Below are 19210 nucleotides of genomic sequence, written 5' to 3' on the forward strand. Positions count from 1 at the left end.
CCACAATAATAAGGAATCCGCCATGCGCCGCACCCTGCTCCCATGCGCCCTGCTGCTTGCCGCCGGGCACGCCGTGGCCAGTACCGCCTGGGTCTCCAACGAGAAGGACAACAGCCTGAGCCTGATCGACATGCAGACCCTGCAAGTCACCGACACCCTCAAGGTCGGCCAGCGCCCACGGGGCCTGCTGCTGTCCCATGACAACAAGCTGCTGTACATCTGCGCCAGCGACTCGGACCGCGTGCAGGTGATGGACGTGGCCACGCGCAGGATCATCAAGGAACTGCCCTCCGGCAAAGACCCCGAGCAATTCGCCCTGCACCCCAATAACCGCTGGCTGTACGTGTCCAACGAAGACGATGCGCTGGTCACCGTGATCGACACCGAGACCTCCAAGGTGCTCGGCCAGATCAACGTCGGCGTCGAACCCGAAGGCATGGCCGTGAGCCCGGATGGCAAGTGGGCGGTGAACACCAGCGAAACCACCAACATGCTGCACTGGATCGACACCAGCACCCAGACCCTGGCCGACAGCACCCTGGTGGACCAGCGCCCGCGCTTCGTCGAGTTCAACCACGATGGCTCGCAGCTGTGGGCCTCGGCGGAAATCGGCGGTACCGTGACCATCCTCGACGTGGCCAGCCGCGCAATCCTCAAGACCCTGACCTTCAAGATCAAGGGCGTACATCCGGATAAGGTGCAGCCGGTCGGCATCAAGCTCAGCGCCGATGGCAAGTACGGCTTTGTCGCCCTCGGCCCGGCCAACCATGTGGCCGTGATCGACGCCAAGACCTTCGAGGTCCTCGACTACCTGTTGGTGGGCCGCCGCGTGTGGCAGATGGCATTTACCCCGGACGAGAAACAGTTGCTGGCCACCAACGGCGTGAGCGGTGATGTGTCGGTGATCGATGTGGACAGTCTCAAGGTGATCAAGTCGGTGAAGGTCGGGCGTTATCCGTGGGGCGTGGTGGTCACGCCATGAACGCCCTGGAGGTGCGCGACCTGAGCTTCGCCTACGGCGCACGGCAGGCCTTGTGCGAGGTGAGTTTCAGCCTGGCGCCAGGGCGTTTTGCGGCGCTGCTGGGGCCCAATGGCGCCGGCAAATCCACCTTGATCGCCCTGCTCACGCGGCTGTATGACCTGCAAAGCGGCGACATTCGCGTGGGCGGTCATTCCCTGCGTGAGGCTCCGCGTGCGGCCCTTGCGCAATTGGGTGTGGTGTTCCAGCAAAGCACCCTGGACCTGGATTTGAGCGTGGAACAGAACCTGTGTTACCACGCTGCGTTGCATGGTTTGTCGCGGCGCCAGACCGACCTGCGCGTCGCCGCCGAACTGGCCCGCCAGGCCCTCACCGAACGGCGCCGGGAAAAAGTCCGCGAACTGAACGGCGGACATCGGCGCCGCGTGGAAATCGCCCGGGCGTTGCTGCATGAGCCGCGCCTGCTGCTGTTGGATGAAGCCAGCGTCGGCCTCGACCCGGCCAGCCGCCTGGCGCTGAACCAGCACGTGCGCAGCCTGTGCCGCGAACAGGGCATCAGCGTGCTGTGGACCACCCACCTGCTCGACGAAGTACAGGCCGACGATGCCTTGATGATCCTGCACCAGGGCCGCCTGGTGGCCAGTGGGCAAGTCGCTGCCTTGATCGAGCAACAAGGCGGCGATCTGGGCAGCGTGTTCGCGCGCTTGACTCGCCCCACCACGACGGGAGCGGCGGCATGAACGCTTACTGGCAATGCCTGCGCGGCATCGTGCTGCGCGAGTGGCTGCGCTTTGTGTTGCAGCGCACGCGGTTTCTCAGTGCGCTGGTGCGCCCATTACTGTGGCTGCTGGTGTTCGCCGCCGGGTTCCGCGCCGCGTTGGGCATCTCGGTAATCGAGCCCTACGACACCTACATCCCCTACGAGGTGTACATCGTCCCGGGGCTGGCCTGCATGATCCTGCTGTTCAACGGCATGCAGGGCTCGCTGTCGATGGTCTACGACCGCGAGATGGGCAGCATGCGCGTGCTGCTGACCAGCCCGTTGCCGCGCACGTTTTTGCTGTGCAGCAAGCTGTTGGCCACCGCGCTGATTTCGCTGTTACAGGTGTATGGGTTCCTGGCGATCGCCTGGGTGTACGGCGTGCAACCGCCGGCCATGGGGCTGTTGATCGCCCTGCCGGCGTTGCTGCTGGTGGCCTTGATGTTGAGTGCCCTGGGCCTGCTGCTGTCGAACGCGATCCGCCAACTGGAGAACTTTGCCGGGGTGATGAACTTCGTGATCTTCCCGCTGTTTTTCCTGTCGTCGGCGTTGTACCCGCTGTGGAAGATGCGCGACTCCAGTGAATGGCTGTACTGGCTGTGCGCGGTCAACCCGTTTACCCACGCCGTGGAGCTGGTGCGCTTTGCCCTGTACCAACGCTTCGCCGGCCTGGCCCTAGCGGTGTGCCTGGGCTTGACCGTGCTGTTCACGGTGTTGGCGGTGCTGACCTTCAATCCCCAGCATGCGGCGTTGCGCAAAAAGGGCTGAGGGCGGCAAAACTACTACTTTGGTACTGGTTTTCCTGTCTATCGTCGCATTCCCAAGGGCTCGGGACTCACGTGTAATGCGCGCATAACGATAAGGATTGCCCTGCCATGCTGCCTGCCCGACTGCCTCTATTGGCGCTGCTGTGCCTGTTCGTCGCCCACGTCCAGGCCGACACCCCGCTGTTTTCCGCCGAGGGCTACCGCATCAGCCTGTACCGCAGCCCCACGCCCGACCACCTGCCAGGCGCCACGATTGTCGACACCGCGGCCCTGCAAACCCTGCTCAATCAAAGCCCGACACCAGTGCTGATCGACGTGTACCGCCGCCAATGGCTGCAAGGCCGCTTCATCGAAGACCAGCCCCACGCCAACCTGCCCGGCAGCCATTGGCTGGCCAATACCGGCGACGGCGACCTGACGCCGGAGTGGCAAAGCTATTTCGTGCGCCACTTGTATGCCTACAGCGGCGGCGACCTCAAGCGACCGCTGGTCTTCTACTGCCGCGCCGATTGCTGGCTGAGTTGGAACGCGGTAAAACGTGCCGCCAATCTCGGCTATACCTCTGTGTACTGGTATCGCGACGGCCTGGATGCCTGGGAAGCGGCGAAGCTGCCGGTGACGGTCGCCCAACCCGAGCCATTTCAAACCTCACAATAAGAAAGGTGAACGGCCATGTACAAAATCCTGATTGCCGACGATCACCCACTGTTTCGCGAAGCGATCCATAACGTCATCAGCGACGGCTTCCCCGGCAGCGAAGTGATGGAAACCGCCGACCTCGACAGCGCCCTGGCATTGACCCAGGAACACGACGACCTCGACCTGATCCTGCTCGACCTGAACATGCCCGGCATGCATGGCCTCAATGGCCTGATCAACCTGCGCAACGAGGCGCCGACCATTCCGGTGGTGATCGTCTCGGCCGAACAGGACAAGCAGATCGTGCTGCAAGCCATCACCTACGGCGCCGTGGGCTTTATCACCAAGTCCTCGCCGCGCCTGCAAATGACCGAGGCGATCCAGCAGATTCTCAACGGCAACGTATACCTGCCGCCGGACATCATCCGCACCCAGAAACCCGGCACCCACCGACGCCTCAACGAAAACCCCGGCTTCGCCCCCGAGCTGCTGCAAGCCCTGACGCGCAAGCAGTTGCTGGTGCTGGAGCGCATGACCAAGGGCGAGTCGAACAAGCAGATCGCCTACACCCTGGAAATTGCCGAGACCACGGTGAAGGCCCATGTGTCGGCGATTCTGCGCAAGTTGAATGTGCATAACCGGGTGCAGGCGATCCTCAGTGCCGGGGATATCGATTTCGGTTCGTACCTGCGCCGCTGACCCGTCTGACACAACACAAATAAAATGTGGGAGGGGGCTTGCCCCCGATGGCGGTGCATCAGACAGTTATGATGTCGACTGACCCACTGCTATCGGGAGCAAGCCCCCTCCCACATTTTGATCTCCACTTGTGGGTATTTCGCCGTTCATTTGCCGAGCAGGTGGCTCATGGCGGTCTTGAGTTTCATCGGCCGCACCGGCTTGTGCATCAAGGTGTGCCCCAACTCGCGGATCTGCTGTTTCAGCTCATTGCTGTAGTTGGCAGTGATCATCAGCGCCGGTATCGCGCGGCCGCGGCGTCCATTGATGCGGGCGACGGCGTCGACGCCGTTCTGGTCGTCGTCGAGGTGGTAGTCGGCGATCAGCAAGTCCGCTTCGGCATGGTAGTTGTCCACCTGCCGTGCCAGGTCCTGCTCGGACAACGCGGTGATCACCTGGCAGCCCCAGCCTTCGAGCAAGGTGCGCATGCCCGCGCAGATCGCCGCGTCGTTATCCAGCACCCACACCCGCGCGCCTTGCAGGCGTTCGAGCATCGGCTCGCTCATGGCCAGCATTGGCAGCGATTTGGGTGCGGTGGCGCTCAACGGCACCTCCACCGAGAACATCGAGCCCTTGCCCGGCCAGGATTTGACGCTGATGCGATGACCCAGGATCCCGGCGATCTTTTCCACGATCGCCAGCCCCAGGCCCAGCCCACGGTCCTGGTCGGGCCGCTGCACATCGCCGCGCTTGAACTCCTGGAAAATCTCCTCCAACCGCTCCTCGGCGATGCCCATGCCGCTGTCCCACACCTGGATCGACAAACGCTGATGCTGGCGGCGACAGCCCAGCACCACACGCCCCTTGTAGGTGTAGCGAAGCGCATTGCTCAGCAGGTTGCGCAGGATCCGCGCCAGCAACTGGATATCGCTGCGCACCAGCGCCGAACAACCGAAAAAATGCAATTCCAGGCCCTCGCTGCGGGCCAATTCGGTGTACTCGGCGGCCAGGTTATCCAGCAGTTCGCTCAGGGCAAACGGCGCGATGTCAGCCTTGATCACCCCGGCATCCAGCTTGGAGATATCCACCAGGGTGCCCAGCAGGTTTTCCACGTCTTCCAGGGAATTGCTCACGTTGCGCACCAGGGTTTCGCTGGGCCGCTCCAACAGTGCGCTGGTGAACAGGCGCGCCGCGTTCAAAGGTTGCAGCAGGTCATGGCTGACGGCGGCGAGGAATTTGGTTTTCGACAGGTTGGCCTGCTCGGCCTCGAGCTTGGCTTCGCGCAGGCGCGCCTCCATGCGCCGGCGCTCGTCGATCTCCTGCAATAACTGGTCGTTAAGGGCGGTGAGTTCCGAGGTGCGCTGGGCCACGCGCTGCTCCAGGTGCTGATAGGCCTGGTGCAGGGCTTCGGCGGTTCGGCGGCGTTCGGTGATGTCGCGGATCAGCACGAAGATCCCCACCACTTCGCCGCTGGCCAGCATATTCGGCACATAGGAACGCAGCATGTAGCGCTCCTGGTTATTGATGTTGGTCTCGGCGAACTCGAAGGTCACGCTCTCCCCGGCCAGGGCGCGGGCGACGTAGGCGTCCAGGCGCTGGCAATGCTGCTCGCTGTGAACCTCGCGCAGGCTCTGGCCGAGCATCATGCCGCGCGGCCAGCAATACCATTCTTCATAGACTTTATTGGTGAACTCGTAGACCAGGTCGGCATTCAGGTAGCCGATCAGGGCCGGGACGTTATCGGTGATCAGGCGAATCCAGCGTTCGCTTTCCTGGGCCTTTTGCGCCGCGGCCTGTTCGCCGCGCAGGGTTTCGGCGCGCAGCCGGGCGTTGATCAGCAAGTGGTTGCTGGCCTTGAGCTCGGCCATCGCCTGGTTCAGCGCATCGGTGCGTTCGCGCACCTGCTCGGCCAGCACCACCGAATGCTGGAAGGTGGTGTAGGGGTTATTGCCCTGGGCCATGCCAGACTCGATGCGCTCGATCAGCGCCGCGTTGATCCGCGCCAGCTTGTGGTTGTCCTGTTGCAGCTGGGCAACCTGGGCGAGCAGTTCAGCGCCGGCCTCGGGCAATGGCGACCCCGGTGAAGGTCTGGTTGATATGCATGCCATTGAACTGTTCTCCGTAGGTGTTGAAACCCATCACCCGCTGATCACGCAGGAAGCCGCCGATCTGTTCCAGATTGTCGCTGTCTTCCAACTCCAGGCGGCGCAGGAAGCAGTCGCAGCCGATGGTCAACAGCAGATCGCCAAGGCGCGCTTGCAGGCCGTCGAACAGGGTTTGCAGGTTTGGCAGGATCGGCCCAGGCTTCATCACGGTAAGGACGATGCCGTTTTCCACCGCGCAGTAGAAACTCAGGCTGAGGTCGTCGTGCACTTGCTGGATCGCGCGCACGTAGTACTGGTCGTGGATGCGCACCGCCAGCGGGTGCGCCGCGAAGACGCGGTGGTCGAGGTCGGCCACGGCCACGCCGATATGCCGCGCGTACTCTTCGGCGGCGGGTTCGGCGTTGAGCTCGAAGACCCGGCGTGACGGGCTGTCGGCGCCGGTCACCACCAGTTTTTCACTGCGCGGCAGGATGTGGTGGGTGGTGAACACCTCGAAATCCAGCCAGGTATTGACCAGCACCACCACCGCCGCGCCGCTGTGGAAGGCGCCGTTGAAGTACACGTGGGTATGGGTGAGGAAGTTGTCGTCGCCGGCCGAACCGCCGAAATGCGGAATGTCGCCGAGCGCCGCGCTGAGGGCGGCGAGCACCACTTCTTCGCGGCTGGACAGGCCATCGAGCAGGGTCAGGGCGAAGGTGTTGCCCTTGATCGGTGCCAGGGTATTGCTGCGGCAACCGCCGACCAGACGTTCGACCATCTGCTGGGCGTCGATCAGGCTGAAGTGTTCCACCTGGTCGATCAGCTCCGTGGCGATGGAAAAGTGCGCGTGGTTGAAGCCCATCGCCGTAATGCAATTGCGGCCATAGCCCTGGGGCGTTATCTCGCCGGCGCTGGTGCAGCCCACCACGCGCACGTTGCCGAAACACTCCTGCAGGGCGCGGCCCAGGGCCTGCAGGTCGTAGGACGCCGAGCAGAAAAACAGCACGAAGCCCAGGTACGGATGCAACAGTTGCCGCGCCAACTCCTCGGCGGCCTGCCCGGCATCGGTGGCCTGGGACATGGCACTGACTACGCCTTCACTGTTGTGCATCGTTGCCTCCCCCTCTGAAGCATGAGTGTACGAAGGGCGGGGGGCGGGACCTATGCTACTTGGGTACTGGGTGGGGGGATGCGATGGGATGAATCGCTCAAAAACAAGGGAGATTCAACTGTTGGACTGCATTTCAAATTCACAGCAAAGCGTTCCCAAGCATTCCAGCTGCAACCACCACACACAGGCTGGCAAACCCCACCTGCAAGGTGCGTGCGGCAATCACCGAGCACAGGCGCCGGCCGATCAGCATGCCGACGATACTCGCCGCGATGAACACCCAGCCCACGGGTTCGATGCGCACGCCGGCATGGAACGCGCCAGCCACGCCGATCAGCGAAATCAGGCTGATCACCATCAGCGACGTGGCGACGATGCCGCGCATCTGCACGTCGGTGAGTTGCTTGAACGCTGGCACGATCAAAAAGCCGCCGCCCACCCCGAGCAACCCCGAGACTGCCCCCGTCACCGCGCCCAGTGCGGCCAGGGTGGCGCTGCATTTGGCGGTCCAGGCCAGGCGCCCGGTCTGCTGGTTGAGCATGCAGTTCTTCTGGCCCCAGGACGCCGCGCCATGGTCACTCGGCCCGGCCTCGATCTTTTCGCGCTGCAACATGCGCCAGGCCACCAGCACCATCAAGGCGCTGAACAGGCCCATCAGCACCGGCTCCGGCAACTGGTGGGCGAGAAACACCCCCAGCGGCGAAAACAGCGCGCCGAGCAAGGCGATCAACAGCGCGGCGCGGTAACGCACCAGGCCGTGGCGCAAGCCGTCAATCGCCCCGACGGCTGCTGCCGCCCCCACCGCAAGCAACGACACCGGCGCAGCCTGGGTCATCGTCAAGCCCAACCCCAGCACCAGCGCCGGCACCCCGAGGATGCCGCCGCCCGCGCCGGTCAGGCCCATGACCAGGCCCATCAACACGCCTAAAACGCTCGCCAGCAGCATTCAGTCCACCTTGCTCAGACGGGTCAGCCACTCGCGGCCCTTGAGCATGCCGTTCCAGTAGAACCACGGCAGCCAGGTCGCCTTGAGGAACCACATCGAACGGCGTGCCCGGGTCGGATCGAGGGGAAAGGTCGGCAGCAGCTTGCCGCCGTAGCCGAACTCGGCCAGTACCACCTTGCCCTTCTCCACCGTCAGTGGGCACGAGCCATAGCCGTCGTACTTGAGCGGCAGCGGTGCCTGTTTGCGCAGGGCCAGCAGGTTTTCGGCGACCACCACGATTTGCTTGCGCACGGCGGCGGCGGTCTTGGCATTGCTGGTGCCGCACACATCGCCCAGGCCGAAGATGTGCGGGTAGCGCAGGTGTTGCAGGCTGTGGGGGTTCACCTCGCACCAGCCGGCGGCGTCGGCCAACGGGCTGTGGCGGATGAAATCCGGCGCGACTTGCGGCGGTACCACGTGCAGCAGGTCGAAGGATTTTTCCTCGACGGTGACGTTGCCCTCGGCGTCCTTCACCTCGAACCAGGCCTTGCGCGCCGGGCCGTCGACCTTGACCAGGTTGGCGTTGAACGCCAGGCGCGCGTGGTACTTCTCCACGTACTTCATCAACGGCGGCACAAAGGTCGCCACGCCGAACAGCGCCGCGCCGGCCAGGTTGAATTCGACGTCGATGTGCTTGAGGTTGCCCTGCCTGAGCCAGTGATCGCAGGACAGGTACATGGCCTTTTGCGGCGCCCCCGCGCATTTGATCGGCATGGCCGGCTGGGTAAAGATCGCCTTGCCGCGCTTCAACTGCTGCACCAGTTGCCAGGTATACGCCGCGTGCTCATAGCTGTAGTTGGACGTGACCCCGTTGCGGCCCAACGTGTCTTCCAGGCCCTCGACTTTCTCCCAGGCCAGGCGCAGGCCTGGGCAGACGATCAGGTGGTTCCAGGTGACGCGTTGGCCGCTGTCGAGCACCAGGGTGTGCTCATCCGGCAGCAACTCGGTAACGGCAGCCTGCACCCAGGTGACGCCATTGGGCAGCACGTCGGCCAGGGGGCGTCGGGTCTTTTTCAGGTCGTAGGCGCCGCCGCCGACCAGGGTCCAGGCCGGCTGGTAGCAGTGATGGTCGCTGGGTTCGATGAGGGTGATGTTGAGGTCGGGGTCGCGCTTGAGCAGGCTGGCCAGCAGGCCGATGCCTGCCGAACCGCCGCCGATGACGACGATATCGCCACTGATGGTTGGCCCCCAGTGTTGGTCGGTCATGGTCTATTGCCTTTTATCGTCAATGCACACAAGGGTCGCTGCCGTATGGCGTCACGCCCAGCTTTTTATCACCGCGCCGCAGTAAAGGCCGGACAGTGTCTTCATCACTTGGATCACTTCATGGCTGGCCAGCCCGTAGAAGATGTACTTGCCTTCACGACGGGTGGCGACCAGCCCTTCGTCACGCAGGATGCCCAACTGCTGTGACAGCGTGGGCTGGCGTACGCCGGTCATGGTTTCCAGCTCGCCGACGTTGCGTTCGCCCTGGGTCAGCTGGCACAGGATCAACAGGCGATCCTCATTGGCCAAGGCCTTGAGCAAGGCACAGGCCTTGGATGCCGACGCGCGCAGTTGGGCGACTTCGCCTTCACTCAGAGTAGATTCCATTTGCCTCGGGTCCTTTGCGTCACTTAAGCTCAAAACATTATGTGTAAATGTAAAGTGATTGTAATCACTTTTTTCAACATCAGAGGCAGCCGTCATGTCAGCGTTGATTCATTCCTTTCTGGACGAGGCGTCGTCGACCTACACCTACGTCGTCTATGAAACGGACGGCGGCCCCTGTGCCATCGTCGATTCGGTGCTCAATTACGACCCGGCCTCCGGGCGCACCGACACCGCCCAGGCCGACAAGGTCATCGCCTTTGTGCGTGAGCACGGCTTGCAGGTGCAATGGCTGCTGGAAACCCACGCCCATGCCGACCACCTGTCGGCCGCGCCGTACCTGCGCCGCACCCTGGGCGGCAAGATTGCCATCGGCCAGGCGATCAGCAAGGTGCAGGACGTGTTCAAGCACCTGTTCAACCTGGAGCCGGAATTTCGCGTCGACGGCTCGCAGTTCGATCACCTGTTTGCGCCGGATGAAATTTTCCACATCGGCACCATCAAGGCCCAGGCCCTGCACGTGCCCGGGCATACCCCGGCGGACATGGCCTACCTGATCGACGACCGCTTGATCCTGGTGGGCGACACCCTGTTCATGCCCGATGTCGGCACCGCCCGCTGCGACTTCCCTGGCGGCGATGCGCGCCAGCTGTATGCGTCGATGCGCAAACTGCTGGCCTTTGCCCCCGACACCCAGTTGTACGTATGCCATGACTACCCGCCCGAAGGCCGCGAGGCTAAATGCCTGACCACCGTGGCGGAACAGCGCGCGGGCAATATCCATGTGCATGACGGGGTGGATGAAGCAGCGTTCGTGGCGATGCGCACCCAACGCGATGCCGGGCTGGGGATGCCCACGCTGTTGTTGCCGGCGATCCAGGTGAATGTGCGAGCGGGGAATATGCCGCCGGCGGAGGAGAACGGGGTGGTGTACTTGAAGATTCCGTTGAACCAGCTCTAAAGCCGTCCTGCCTGGCGTCCATGCCGTTCCATGCCCCGGGGGTGTTGCGCAGGTGTGATCAGGCTACGGCAAATTTAGACACGATCTGCTTGAGGTCCACCGCCAGCCTCGACAGTTCCTGGCTGGCGATCGAGGTCTGGCCGGCCGCCGAAGAACTCTGGATGGAAAGATCACGGATGCTGATCAGGTTCTGGTCCACCGAACGGGCCACGTGGGCCTGTTCCTCGGAGGCCGTGGCGATCAAGAGGTTGCGGTCATTGATATCGGTAATGGCTTCGGTGATCTGAGTAATTGCCAGGCCCGCTTCATGGGCGATCTTCAAGGAGTCCACCGCTTCGTTGCGGTTGAGGGCCATGGAAGACACCGCTTCGCTGGAGCACGTCTGGATTTTCGCGATCATCTGCTCGATTTCCTGGGTCGAGGTCTGGGTTCTATGGGCCAGTGCCCGCACTTCGTCGGCCACCACCGCAAAGCCCCGGCCCTGCTCCCCTGCCCTGGCGGCTTCAATGGCCGCGTTCAAGGCCAGCAGGTTGGTTTGCTCGGCAATCGAGCGGATCACTTCAACCACCCGGGCAATATCCTGGGCCTGCCTGGCCAGCCCTTCGACTTCGACGCCGGTCTGCTGCACCGTGGCGCTGAGTTTCTCGATGGAGGCGATGGTTTGCGTCACACGCTCCTGGCCCACTTTGGCCGAGCGTTGGGAGTCCTGGGTGGACTGGGACGCCGACACCGCATTGCGCGCCACTTCTTCAACTGCTGCCGTCATTTGGTTAACCGCCGTGGCGGCCTGATCGGTTTCCATGCTTTGGCGTTCAATACCGGCACTGGACTCGCGGGTGATGGCGCTCATCTCCTCCGCCGCCGCCGCCAATTGCCCGGACGCCTCGGAAATGTGCTGCAAGGTACTTTTCAGGTTCATTTGCATGGACGCGGTAGACCGTTGCAACGCGGTCAACTCGTCATTGCCATTGATGGCAATCGCCACGCGCAGATCGCCGTCGGCGATCTTGCCGGTCGATACCAGCAATTCACGCACCGGAGCAATGATGCTGCGAGTAAACAGGCTTGCTACCACGACGGTGATCAGCAAAGAGGCGGCCATCAATATCCAGGTGAACAGACGCGCCGCGTCATATTCGCTGGAAGCCACCTGCACCGCCGCCTTGGAGCCCCGTTCATTCAACGCGATCAACTCGCTGATGGAACGCTGCACATCCAGGGCAATCGGCCCGTTGACTTCGCGCAGGTAGGTCGACATCTGTTCAGCGGACAGGGTGGAGGCTTGCGCAAGAAATTCGTCCATCTTCTGGCTGTAGTTCTTGATGCTGGCTAATGCTTCGTTGTACTTGGCTTGCTCTTCGGGGCCTGAGACTAACGGCCCATAGCGTTCGGCAACATCGAGGGCTTCCGTACGGGTCGCCTTGAGTTTTTCCAGGGAGGCCGGATCCTGGCGGCTGATATCCATGGCATAACGACGTAGATCGAGACGAAGTTTATAAAACGCCGAATCTATTTCACCCGCCAAACGAATACTGGGGAGCCAGTTAGTTTCGATTTCAACCGTCGACGAATAGACCTTATCGACTTTGATCAGGGTCATTGCGCCTTGTATCAGCAGCAAAAGGCACACCAGGCCAAAACACAGTGTGGTACGGAAGTTCAACTTCAAGGCTCTCATGGACATCGCGGCTTACCCCTTTCCTGGGCCGCGAACTTCACGGCCTGATGGGGGCCAATGTGTTGAAATGCGTGTGAAAAATACGTGACCGCCGATGCAATTTTTCATTAACTAAAAATAAAAAGCCCGCCCTGATTATTACTTGGCTAACTATCAGGATCAGCGGTGCAGCCCCTATTGAAATCAAACCATTAACCCACCCGGCGGCAATGGCAGCGCCGTCTTGTAGCGCACTTGCTTGAGGGCAAAGCTCGAGCGGATGTTGGCGACACCCGGCACCTTGGTCAGGAAGTCCATCATGAAACGCTCCAGCGACTGGATCGTCGGCACCAACACCCGGATCAAATAGTCCGGGTCGCCGGCCATCAAGTAGCACTCCATCACCTCGGGCCGGTCGGAAATCGCGCCTTCGAACTGCTGCAACGCCAGCTCGTTCTGCTTTTCCAGGCTCACATGGATAAACACGTTGACGTGCAGCCCCAGCAAATCGGCGTCGAGCAGCGTGACTTGCTCGCGAATCAGGCCCAGTTCCTCCATCGCCTTGACCCGGTTGAAACAGGGTGTTGGCGACAGGTTGACCGAGCGGGCCAGGTCGGCGTTGGTGATCCGCGCATTCTCCTGCAGGGCGTTGAGAATGCCGATATCGGTACGGTCCAGTTTGCGCATGAGACAAAATCACCTGTTTATTATGTTTATGCAGGTTTTTTATCCGCAAATGATCGCGGGCGCAATGAAACACAGATAAATATTCTTCTACGCCACGCCTATGATTGTTGTAGGACAAGATTTCTTCTACCCGAAGACGGACTGTCAGCTAGCGCGCCCACTACAAGAAATTCACAAGATAGAGCGTAGAAAGCCATGACCCAGCAGTACGAACCCCTTCGCCTGCACGTGCCCGAACCCTCGGGCCGTCCAGGCTGCAAGACCGACTTTACCTACCTGCGCCTGACCGACGCAGGTCTGGTGCGCAAACCCGCCATCGACGTAGAACCCGCCGACACCGCCGACCTGGCCAAGGGCCTGATCCGCGTGCTCGACGACCAGGGCCAGGCCCTGGGGCCATGGGCCGAAGGAGTTCCCGTTGAAGTCCTGCGCAAAGGCATGCGCGCCATGCTCAAGACGCGGATCTTCGACAACCGCATGGTGGTCGCCCAGCGTCAGAAAAAAATGTCGTTCTACATGCAAAGCCTTGGCGAAGAAGCCATCGGCAGCGCCCAGGCCCTGGCCTTGAACATCGACGACATGTGCTTCCCCACCTACCGCCAGCAAAGCATCCTGATGGCCCGCGACGTGCCGCTGGTGGACCTGATCTGCCAACTGCTGTCCAACGAGCGCGACCCGCTCAAGGGCCGCCAGTTGCCGATCATGTATTCGGTCAAGGACGCAGGCTTCTTCACCATTTCCGGCAACCTCGCCACCCAATTCGTACAGGGTGTGGGCTGGGGCATGGCCTCGGCGATCAAGGGCGATACCAAGATCGCCTCGGCCTGGATCGGTGACGGCGCCACCGCCGAATCCGACTTCCACACCGCCCTCACCTTTGCCCACGTGTACCGCGCGCCGGTGATTCTCAACGTGGTCAACAACCAGTGGGCCATCTCCACCTTCCAGGCCATCGCCGGTGGTGAAGCCACCACCTTCGCCGGACGCGGCGTCGGCTGCGGCATCGCCTCCCTGCGCGTGGACGGCAACGACTTTATCGCGGTGTACGCCGCCTCCGCCTGGGCCGCCGAGCGTGCGCGCCGCAACCTCGGCCCAACCCTGATCGAATGGGTCACCTACCGCGCCGGCCCGCACTCCACCTCGGACGATCCGTCCAAATACCGCCCCGCCGACGACTGGAGCCACTTCCCGCTGGGCGACCCGATTGCCCGCCTCAAGCAGCACCTGATCAGGATTGGCCAGTGGTCCGAAGAGGAGCACGCGGCGGTCAGTGCCGAACTGGAAGCCGAGGTGATCGCCGCGCAGAAACAGGCCGAACAGTACGGCACCCTGGCCGGTGGCCAGATCCCAAGCGCCGCGACCATGTTCGAAGACGTCTATAAAGAGATGCCGGAGCACTTGAAGCGCCAGCGTCAGGAGTTGGGGATCTGACATGAACGATCACAACAACAGCATCGAATTGGAAACCGCCATGACCACCACCACCATGACCATGATCCAGGCCCTGCGCTCGGCCATGGATGTGATGCTTGAGCGTGATGACAACGTGGTGGTGTTCGGCCAGGACGTCGGTTACTTCGGCGGTGTATTCCGCTGCACCGAAGGCTTGCAGACCAAATACGGCAGCTCGCGGGTGTTCGACGCACCGATCTCCGAAAGCGGCATTATCGGCGTGGCCGTGGGCATGGGTGCCTACGGCCTGCGCCCGGTGGCCGAGATCCAGTTCGCCGACTACGTCTACCCCGCCACCGACCAGATCATCTCCGAAGCCGCGCGCCTGCGTTATCGCTCGGCCGGCCAGTTCACCGCGCCCTTGACCATGCGCATGCCCTGCGGCGGCGGCATCTACGGCGGCCAGACCCACAGCCAGAGCATCGAAGCGGTGTTCACCCAGGTCTGCGGCCTGCGTACGGTCATGCCGTCCAACCCCTATGACGCCAAGGGCCTGCTGATTGCCTCCATCGAAAACGATGACCCAGTGATCTTCCTTGAGCCTAAACGCCTGTACAACGGCCCGTTCGACGGCCACCACGACCGCCCCGTAACGCCGTGGTCGAAACACCCGCAAGCCCAGGTGCCGGACGGTTACTACACGGTGCCGCTGGACGTGGCCGCCATCGTACGCCCGGGCTCGGCCGTCACTGTGCTGACCTACGGCACCACGGTGTATGTGTCGCAGGTCGCCGCCGAAGAAACCGGCATCGACGCCGAAGTCATCGACCTGCGCAGCCTGTGGCCGCTGGACCTGGACACCATCGTCAAGTCCGTGAAGAAGACCGGCCGTTGCGTGGTGGTGCACGAAGCCACCCGTACCTGCGGCTTTGGTGCCGAGTTGGTGGCGCTGGTGCAGGAGCATTGCTTCCACCACCTGGAAGCGCCGATCGAACGCGTCACCGGTTGGGACACCCCCTACCCGCACGCGCAGGAGTGGGCGTATTTCCCAGGCCCGTCCCGAGTGGGCGCGGCGTTGAAACGGGTCATGGAGGTCTGAATGGGCACGCACGTTATCAAGATGCCGGACATTGGCGAAGGTATCGCGGAAGTTGAATTGTCGCAGTGGCATGTGAAGGTCGGCGACATGGTCGTCGAAGACCAGGTGCTGGCGGATGTGATGACCGACAAGGCGATGGTGGACATTCCCTCGCCAGTCCATGGCAAGGTGATTGCCCTCGGCGGCGAGCCGGGTGAAGTGATGGCGGTGGGCAGTATCCTGATCAGCATTGAAGTGGAAGGTGCGGGTAACGCCAAAGACGTGCCGGTGGCGGCGGAGCCGGTGAAAGCGGCTGCCGTTGTCGAGGCCAAGCCGGCACCGGTGGTCGAAAGCAAGCCTGCACCGGTGGCAGCCGCACAGGCCCCCGTGGCCCGCGATGCCGACGAGCGTCCCCTCGCCTCCCCCGCCGTGCGCAAGCATGCGCTGGATGCCGGGATTCAACTGCGTCTGGTCCAGGGCTCCGGCCCGGCCGGGCGGATCCTGCACGAAGACCTCGAGGCCTACCTGCAACAAGGGGCGTCAAAAGCTTCGATGGCCGCCAACCCTTACGCCGAACGCAACGACGAAGAACAGATCCCGGTGATCGGCATGCGCCGCAAGATCGCCCAGCGCATGCAGGACGCCACCCGGCGTGCCGCGCATTTCAGCTATGTGGAAGAGATCGACGTCACCGCCCTCGACGAGCTGCGCGTGCACCTCAACGAGAAGCACGGCACCACGCGCGGCAAGCTGACGTTGCTGCCGTTTATCGTGCGCGCCATGGTCGTGGCGCTGCGGGATTTCCCGCAGATCAACGCGCGCTACGACGACGAAGCCCAGGTCATCACCCGCCTCGGCGCAGTGCATGTGGGCGTCGCCACCCAGAGCGACGTGGGCCTGATGGTGCCGGTGGTGCGTCACGCCGAAGCGCGCAGCCTGTGGGGCAACGCCGAGGAAATCGCGCGCTTGGCCAGCGCCGCGCGCAATGGTAAGGCCAGTCGCGATGAGCTGTCGGGCTCGAGCATTACCCTGACCAGCCTGGGCGCCCTGGGCGGCATCGTCAGCACACCGGTGCTGAACCTGCCGGAGGTGGCCATCGTCGGCGTCAACCGCATCGTCGAGCGGCCGATGGTGATCAAGGGCCAGATCGTGATCCGCAAGATGATGAACCTCTCCAGCTCCTTCGATCACCGCGTGGTCGATGGCATGGACGCGGCGCAATTCATCCAGGCCATTCGCGGCCTGCTCGAACAACCCGCCAGCCTGTTCCTGGAGTAAGGGCATGACCCAGACATTGCATACCACGCTGCTGATTATCGGCGGCGGCCCTGGCGGTTATGTGGCCGCCATTCGTGCCGGCCAGCTGGGCATCCCGACGATCCTGGTGGAAGGCCAGGCGTTGGGCGGCACCTGCCTGAACATCGGTTGCATTCCGTCCAAGGCCTTGATTCACGTGGCCGAGCAGTTCCAGCAAACCGTGCATCACAGCCAGGGTTCCCGGTTGGGAATCGAGGTGGACGTGCCGACCCTGGACATCCGCAAAAGCGTGGAATGGAAAGACGGCATTGTCGACCGCTTGACCACCGGTGTCGCCGCACTGCTTAAAAAGCACAAAGTGCAGGTGATCCACGGCTGGGCCAAGGTGGTGGACGGCAAGACCGTCGACGTCGGCGACCAGCGCATCCAGTGCGAACACCTGCTGCTGGCCACCGGTTCGACAAGCGTCAACCTGCCGATGTTGCCGATCGGCGGGCCGATCATCTCGTCCACCGAAGCCCTGGCGCCGACCCGCGTGCCCAAGCGCTTGATTGTGGTGGGCGGCGGCTACATCGGCCTGGAGCTGGGGATCGCCTATCGCAAGCTCGGCGCCGACGTGAGTGTGGTCGAAGCTCAGGATCGTATCCTGCCGGCCTATGACGCCGAGCTGACGCAACCGGTGAACGAATCCCTCAAGCAATTGGGCGTGAAGCTGTACCTCAAGCACAGCGTCACGGGTTTTGCCGATGGCAGCCTGCAAGTACGCGACCCGAATGGCGACATCCTGTCGCTGACAACCGATCAGGTGCTGGTTGCCGTTGGTCGCAAACCCAACACCCAGGGTTGGAACCTTGAGGCGCTGAACCTGGAGATGAACGGAGCGGCGATCAAGATCGACAGCCGCTGCCAGACCAGTATGCGCAACGTGTATGCCATCGGCGACCTGAGCGGCGAGCCGATGCTGGCGCACCGAGCGATGGCCCAGGGCGAAATGGTCGCCGAACTGATCAGCGGTCAATCCCGCGAATTCAACCCGGCGGCGATCCCGGCGGTGTGCTTCACCGACCCGGAACTGGTGGTGGTCGGCAAGACGCCCGATGAAGCCAAGGCCGCCGGCCTGGACTGCATCGTGTCGAGTTTCCCGTTCGCCGCCAACGGCCGCGCGATGACCCTGGAGTCGAAAACCGGCTTCGTGCGGGTGGTGGCGCGACGGGACAATCACCTGATTGTGGGCTGGCAGGCGGTCGGCGCCGGCGTGTCCGAGCTGTCCACCGCCTTCGGCCTGAGCCTGGAAATGGGCGCGCGCCTGGAAGACGTGGCCGGCACTATCCACGCCCATCCGACGCTTGGCGAGGCGGTGCAGGAAGCTGCGCTGCGGGCCCTGGGCCACGCCTTGCACCTATAGCGTTTGTGGCGAGGGCGCTACAGGGGATGCGAACGGGCCCGGGAATGAAGTATTGTTGCGCCCATTCAGAAAAAAACCGACTTGACCAAAGATAGAGGGTGTCATGGGTAACGAAAGCATCAATTGGGACAAGCTGGGTTTTGACTACATCAAGACCGACAAGCGGTTTCTCCAGGTCTGGAAAAACGGCGAATGGCAAACCGGCACCCTGACCGACGACAACGTGCTGCACATCAGCGAGGGCTCTACCGCCCTGCACTACGGCCAACAGTGCTTCGAAGGCCTCAAGGCCTACCGCTGCAAGGACGGCTCGATCAACCTGTTCCGCCCGGACCAGAACGCCGCGCGCATGCAGCGCAGCTGCGCCCGCCTGCTGATGCCGCACGTCCCGACCGACGCGTTCATCGACGCGTGCAAGCAGGTGGTCAAGGCCAACGAGCGGTTCATCCCGCCGTACGGCAGCGGCGGCGCGCTGTACCTGCGCCCGTTCGTGATCGGCACCGGTGACAACATCGGCGTGCGCACCGCACCGGAGTTCATCTTCTCGGTGTTCTGCATCCCGGTCGGTGCCTACTTCAAAGGCGGCCTGGTGCCGCACAACTTCCAGATCTCCACCTTCGACCGCGCCGCGCCACAGGGCACCGGTGCCGCCAAGGTCGGCGGCAACTACGCCGCCAGCCTGATGCCGGGCTCGGAAGCGAAGAAATCCGGTTTCGCCGATGCGATCTACCTGGACCCGATGACCCACTCGAAAATCGAAGAAGTCGGCTCGGCCAACTTCTTCGGGATCACCCACGACAACCAGTTCATCACACCGAAGTCACCTTCGGTGCTGCCAGGCATCACCCGCCTGTCGCTGATCGAACTGGCCCAGACCCGCCTGGGCCTGGAAGTGGTCGAAGGCGAGGTATTCATCGACAAGCTGGATCAGTTCAAGGAAGCCGGTGCCTGCGGCACTGCCGCGGTCATCTCGCCGATCGGCGGTATCCAGTACAACGGTCAGTTGCATGTGTTCCACAGCGAGACCGAAGTCGGCCCGATCACCCAGAAGCTCTACAAAGAGCTGACCGGCGTGCAGACCGGCGACGTCGAAGCGCCAGCGGGTTGGATCGTTAAGGTCTAACAGCCTCAACGCATATCCCATGTGGGAGGGGGCTTGCCCCCGATGGCAGTGGGTCAG

At 62.7% G+C, this 19210-nt stretch carries 18 protein-coding genes; 11 read left to right on the forward strand and 7 right to left on the reverse strand.

Annotated features, from left to right (window positions below):
* Positions 1-22 precede the first annotated feature (22 nt).
* From AC07OT_RS18410 to AC07OT_RS18430, 5 genes are all read left to right on the forward strand, one after another.
* Positions 23-982 (forward strand): YVTN family beta-propeller repeat protein, encoded by a 960-nt coding sequence (locus AC07OT_RS18410; RefSeq protein ID WP_027606199.1) that lies wholly within the window; start codon positions 23-25, stop codon positions 980-982.
* Entirely contained in the window at positions 979-1719 is a 741-nt protein-coding gene (locus AC07OT_RS18415; protein WP_495108701.1) for an ABC transporter ATP-binding protein, read from the forward strand. The genes AC07OT_RS18410 and AC07OT_RS18415 overlap by 4 nt, the downstream gene beginning before the upstream one ends.
* On the forward strand, positions 1716-2507 hold the full coding sequence (locus tag AC07OT_RS18420) for an ABC transporter permease (protein ID WP_495108702.1): 792 nt from the start codon (positions 1716-1718) through the stop codon (positions 2505-2507). Before AC07OT_RS18415 ends, AC07OT_RS18420 begins: the two co-directional genes overlap by 4 nt.
* Before the next feature lie 107 nt (positions 2508-2614).
* Positions 2615-3163 carry a PQQ-dependent catabolism-associated CXXCW motif protein gene (locus AC07OT_RS18425; RefSeq protein ID WP_495108703.1) on the forward strand — a complete coding sequence of 183 codons (549 nt, stop codon included), beginning with the start codon at positions 2615-2617 and terminating at the stop codon, positions 3161-3163.
* Positions 3164-3178: 15 nt separating this feature from the next.
* The gene (locus tag AC07OT_RS18430; RefSeq protein WP_032889994.1) at positions 3179-3844 is read left to right on the forward strand and encodes a response regulator transcription factor; all 666 of its coding nucleotides are present in this window, start codon (positions 3179-3181) and stop codon (positions 3842-3844) included.
* Between the two features lie 146 nt (positions 3845-3990).
* Here AC07OT_RS18430 and AC07OT_RS18435 read toward each other — a convergent pair whose 3' ends face one another.
* From AC07OT_RS18435 to AC07OT_RS18455, 5 genes are all read right to left on the reverse strand, one after another.
* The gene (locus tag AC07OT_RS18435) at positions 3991-5931 is read right to left on the reverse strand and encodes a PAS domain-containing hybrid sensor histidine kinase/response regulator (protein ID WP_495108704.1); all 1941 of its coding nucleotides are present in this window, start codon (positions 5929-5931) and stop codon (positions 3991-3993) included.
* Positions 5873-7018 carry a nitric oxide-sensing protein NosP gene (nosP, locus tag AC07OT_RS18440; protein ID WP_027606194.1) on the reverse strand — a complete coding sequence of 382 codons (1146 nt, stop codon included), beginning with the start codon at positions 7016-7018 and terminating at the stop codon, positions 5873-5875. Before nosP ends, AC07OT_RS18435 begins: the two co-directional genes overlap by 59 nt.
* A gap of 139 nt (positions 7019-7157) precedes the next feature.
* A complete protein-coding gene (locus AC07OT_RS18445; RefSeq protein WP_495108705.1) occupies positions 7158-7964 on the reverse strand; it encodes a sulfite exporter TauE/SafE family protein in 807 nt (268 codons plus the stop codon).
* The gene (locus tag AC07OT_RS18450) at positions 7965-9209 is read right to left on the reverse strand and encodes an NAD(P)/FAD-dependent oxidoreductase (RefSeq protein ID WP_495108706.1); all 1245 of its coding nucleotides are present in this window, start codon (positions 9207-9209) and stop codon (positions 7965-7967) included. It abuts the gene before it with no gap.
* A gap of 51 nt (positions 9210-9260) precedes the next feature.
* The gene (locus AC07OT_RS18455; protein WP_017527038.1) at positions 9261-9596 is read right to left on the reverse strand and encodes an ArsR/SmtB family transcription factor; all 336 of its coding nucleotides are present in this window, start codon (positions 9594-9596) and stop codon (positions 9261-9263) included.
* A gap of 94 nt (positions 9597-9690) precedes the next feature.
* Here AC07OT_RS18455 and AC07OT_RS18460 point away from each other — a divergent pair, with 94 nt between their 5' ends.
* On the forward strand, positions 9691-10554 hold the full coding sequence (locus AC07OT_RS18460) for an MBL fold metallo-hydrolase (RefSeq protein WP_495108707.1): 864 nt from the start codon (positions 9691-9693) through the stop codon (positions 10552-10554).
* A 58-nt stretch (positions 10555-10612) separates the two neighbouring features.
* On the opposite strand, the gene AC07OT_RS18465 is transcribed toward AC07OT_RS18460, so the two are convergent.
* Both AC07OT_RS18465 and AC07OT_RS18470 read right to left on the reverse strand, forming a co-directional pair.
* Positions 10613-12238: a methyl-accepting chemotaxis protein gene (locus tag AC07OT_RS18465; protein WP_495108708.1), complete on the reverse strand. Its 1626-nt coding sequence runs from the start codon at positions 12236-12238 to the stop codon at positions 10613-10615.
* Between the two features lie 177 nt (positions 12239-12415).
* Positions 12416-12898: an Lrp/AsnC family transcriptional regulator gene (locus AC07OT_RS18470; protein ID WP_027606189.1), complete on the reverse strand. Its 483-nt coding sequence runs from the start codon at positions 12896-12898 to the stop codon at positions 12416-12418.
* Between the two features lie 195 nt (positions 12899-13093).
* On the opposite strand from AC07OT_RS18470, the gene AC07OT_RS18475 reads away from it, so the two are divergent.
* The 5 genes from AC07OT_RS18475 to AC07OT_RS18495 all read left to right on the forward strand — a co-directional run bounded on the left by AC07OT_RS18475 (position 13094) and on the right by AC07OT_RS18495 (position 19153).
* On the forward strand, positions 13094-14329 hold the full coding sequence (locus AC07OT_RS18475) for a 3-methyl-2-oxobutanoate dehydrogenase (2-methylpropanoyl-transferring) subunit alpha (RefSeq protein WP_495108709.1): 1236 nt from the start codon (positions 13094-13096) through the stop codon (positions 14327-14329).
* Between the two features lies 1 nt (position 14330).
* Positions 14331-15389, forward strand: coding sequence for an alpha-ketoacid dehydrogenase subunit beta (locus AC07OT_RS18480; RefSeq protein WP_065884833.1), 1059 nt, complete (start codon positions 14331-14333; stop codon positions 15387-15389).
* A complete protein-coding gene (locus tag AC07OT_RS18485) occupies positions 15390-16646 on the forward strand; it encodes a dihydrolipoamide acetyltransferase family protein (protein WP_495108710.1) in 1257 nt (418 codons plus the stop codon).
* A gap of 4 nt (positions 16647-16650) precedes the next feature.
* Positions 16651-18030 carry a dihydrolipoyl dehydrogenase gene (lpdA, locus tag AC07OT_RS18490; protein WP_495108711.1) on the forward strand — a complete coding sequence of 460 codons (1380 nt, stop codon included), beginning with the start codon at positions 16651-16653 and terminating at the stop codon, positions 18028-18030.
* A gap of 103 nt (positions 18031-18133) precedes the next feature.
* The gene (locus AC07OT_RS18495) at positions 18134-19153 is read left to right on the forward strand and encodes a branched-chain amino acid aminotransferase (protein WP_065940198.1); all 1020 of its coding nucleotides are present in this window, start codon (positions 18134-18136) and stop codon (positions 19151-19153) included.
* Positions 19154-19210 lie beyond the last annotated feature (57 nt).

It is taken from the genome of Pseudomonas sp. GW821-FHT09C10 (assembly GCF_059418085.1).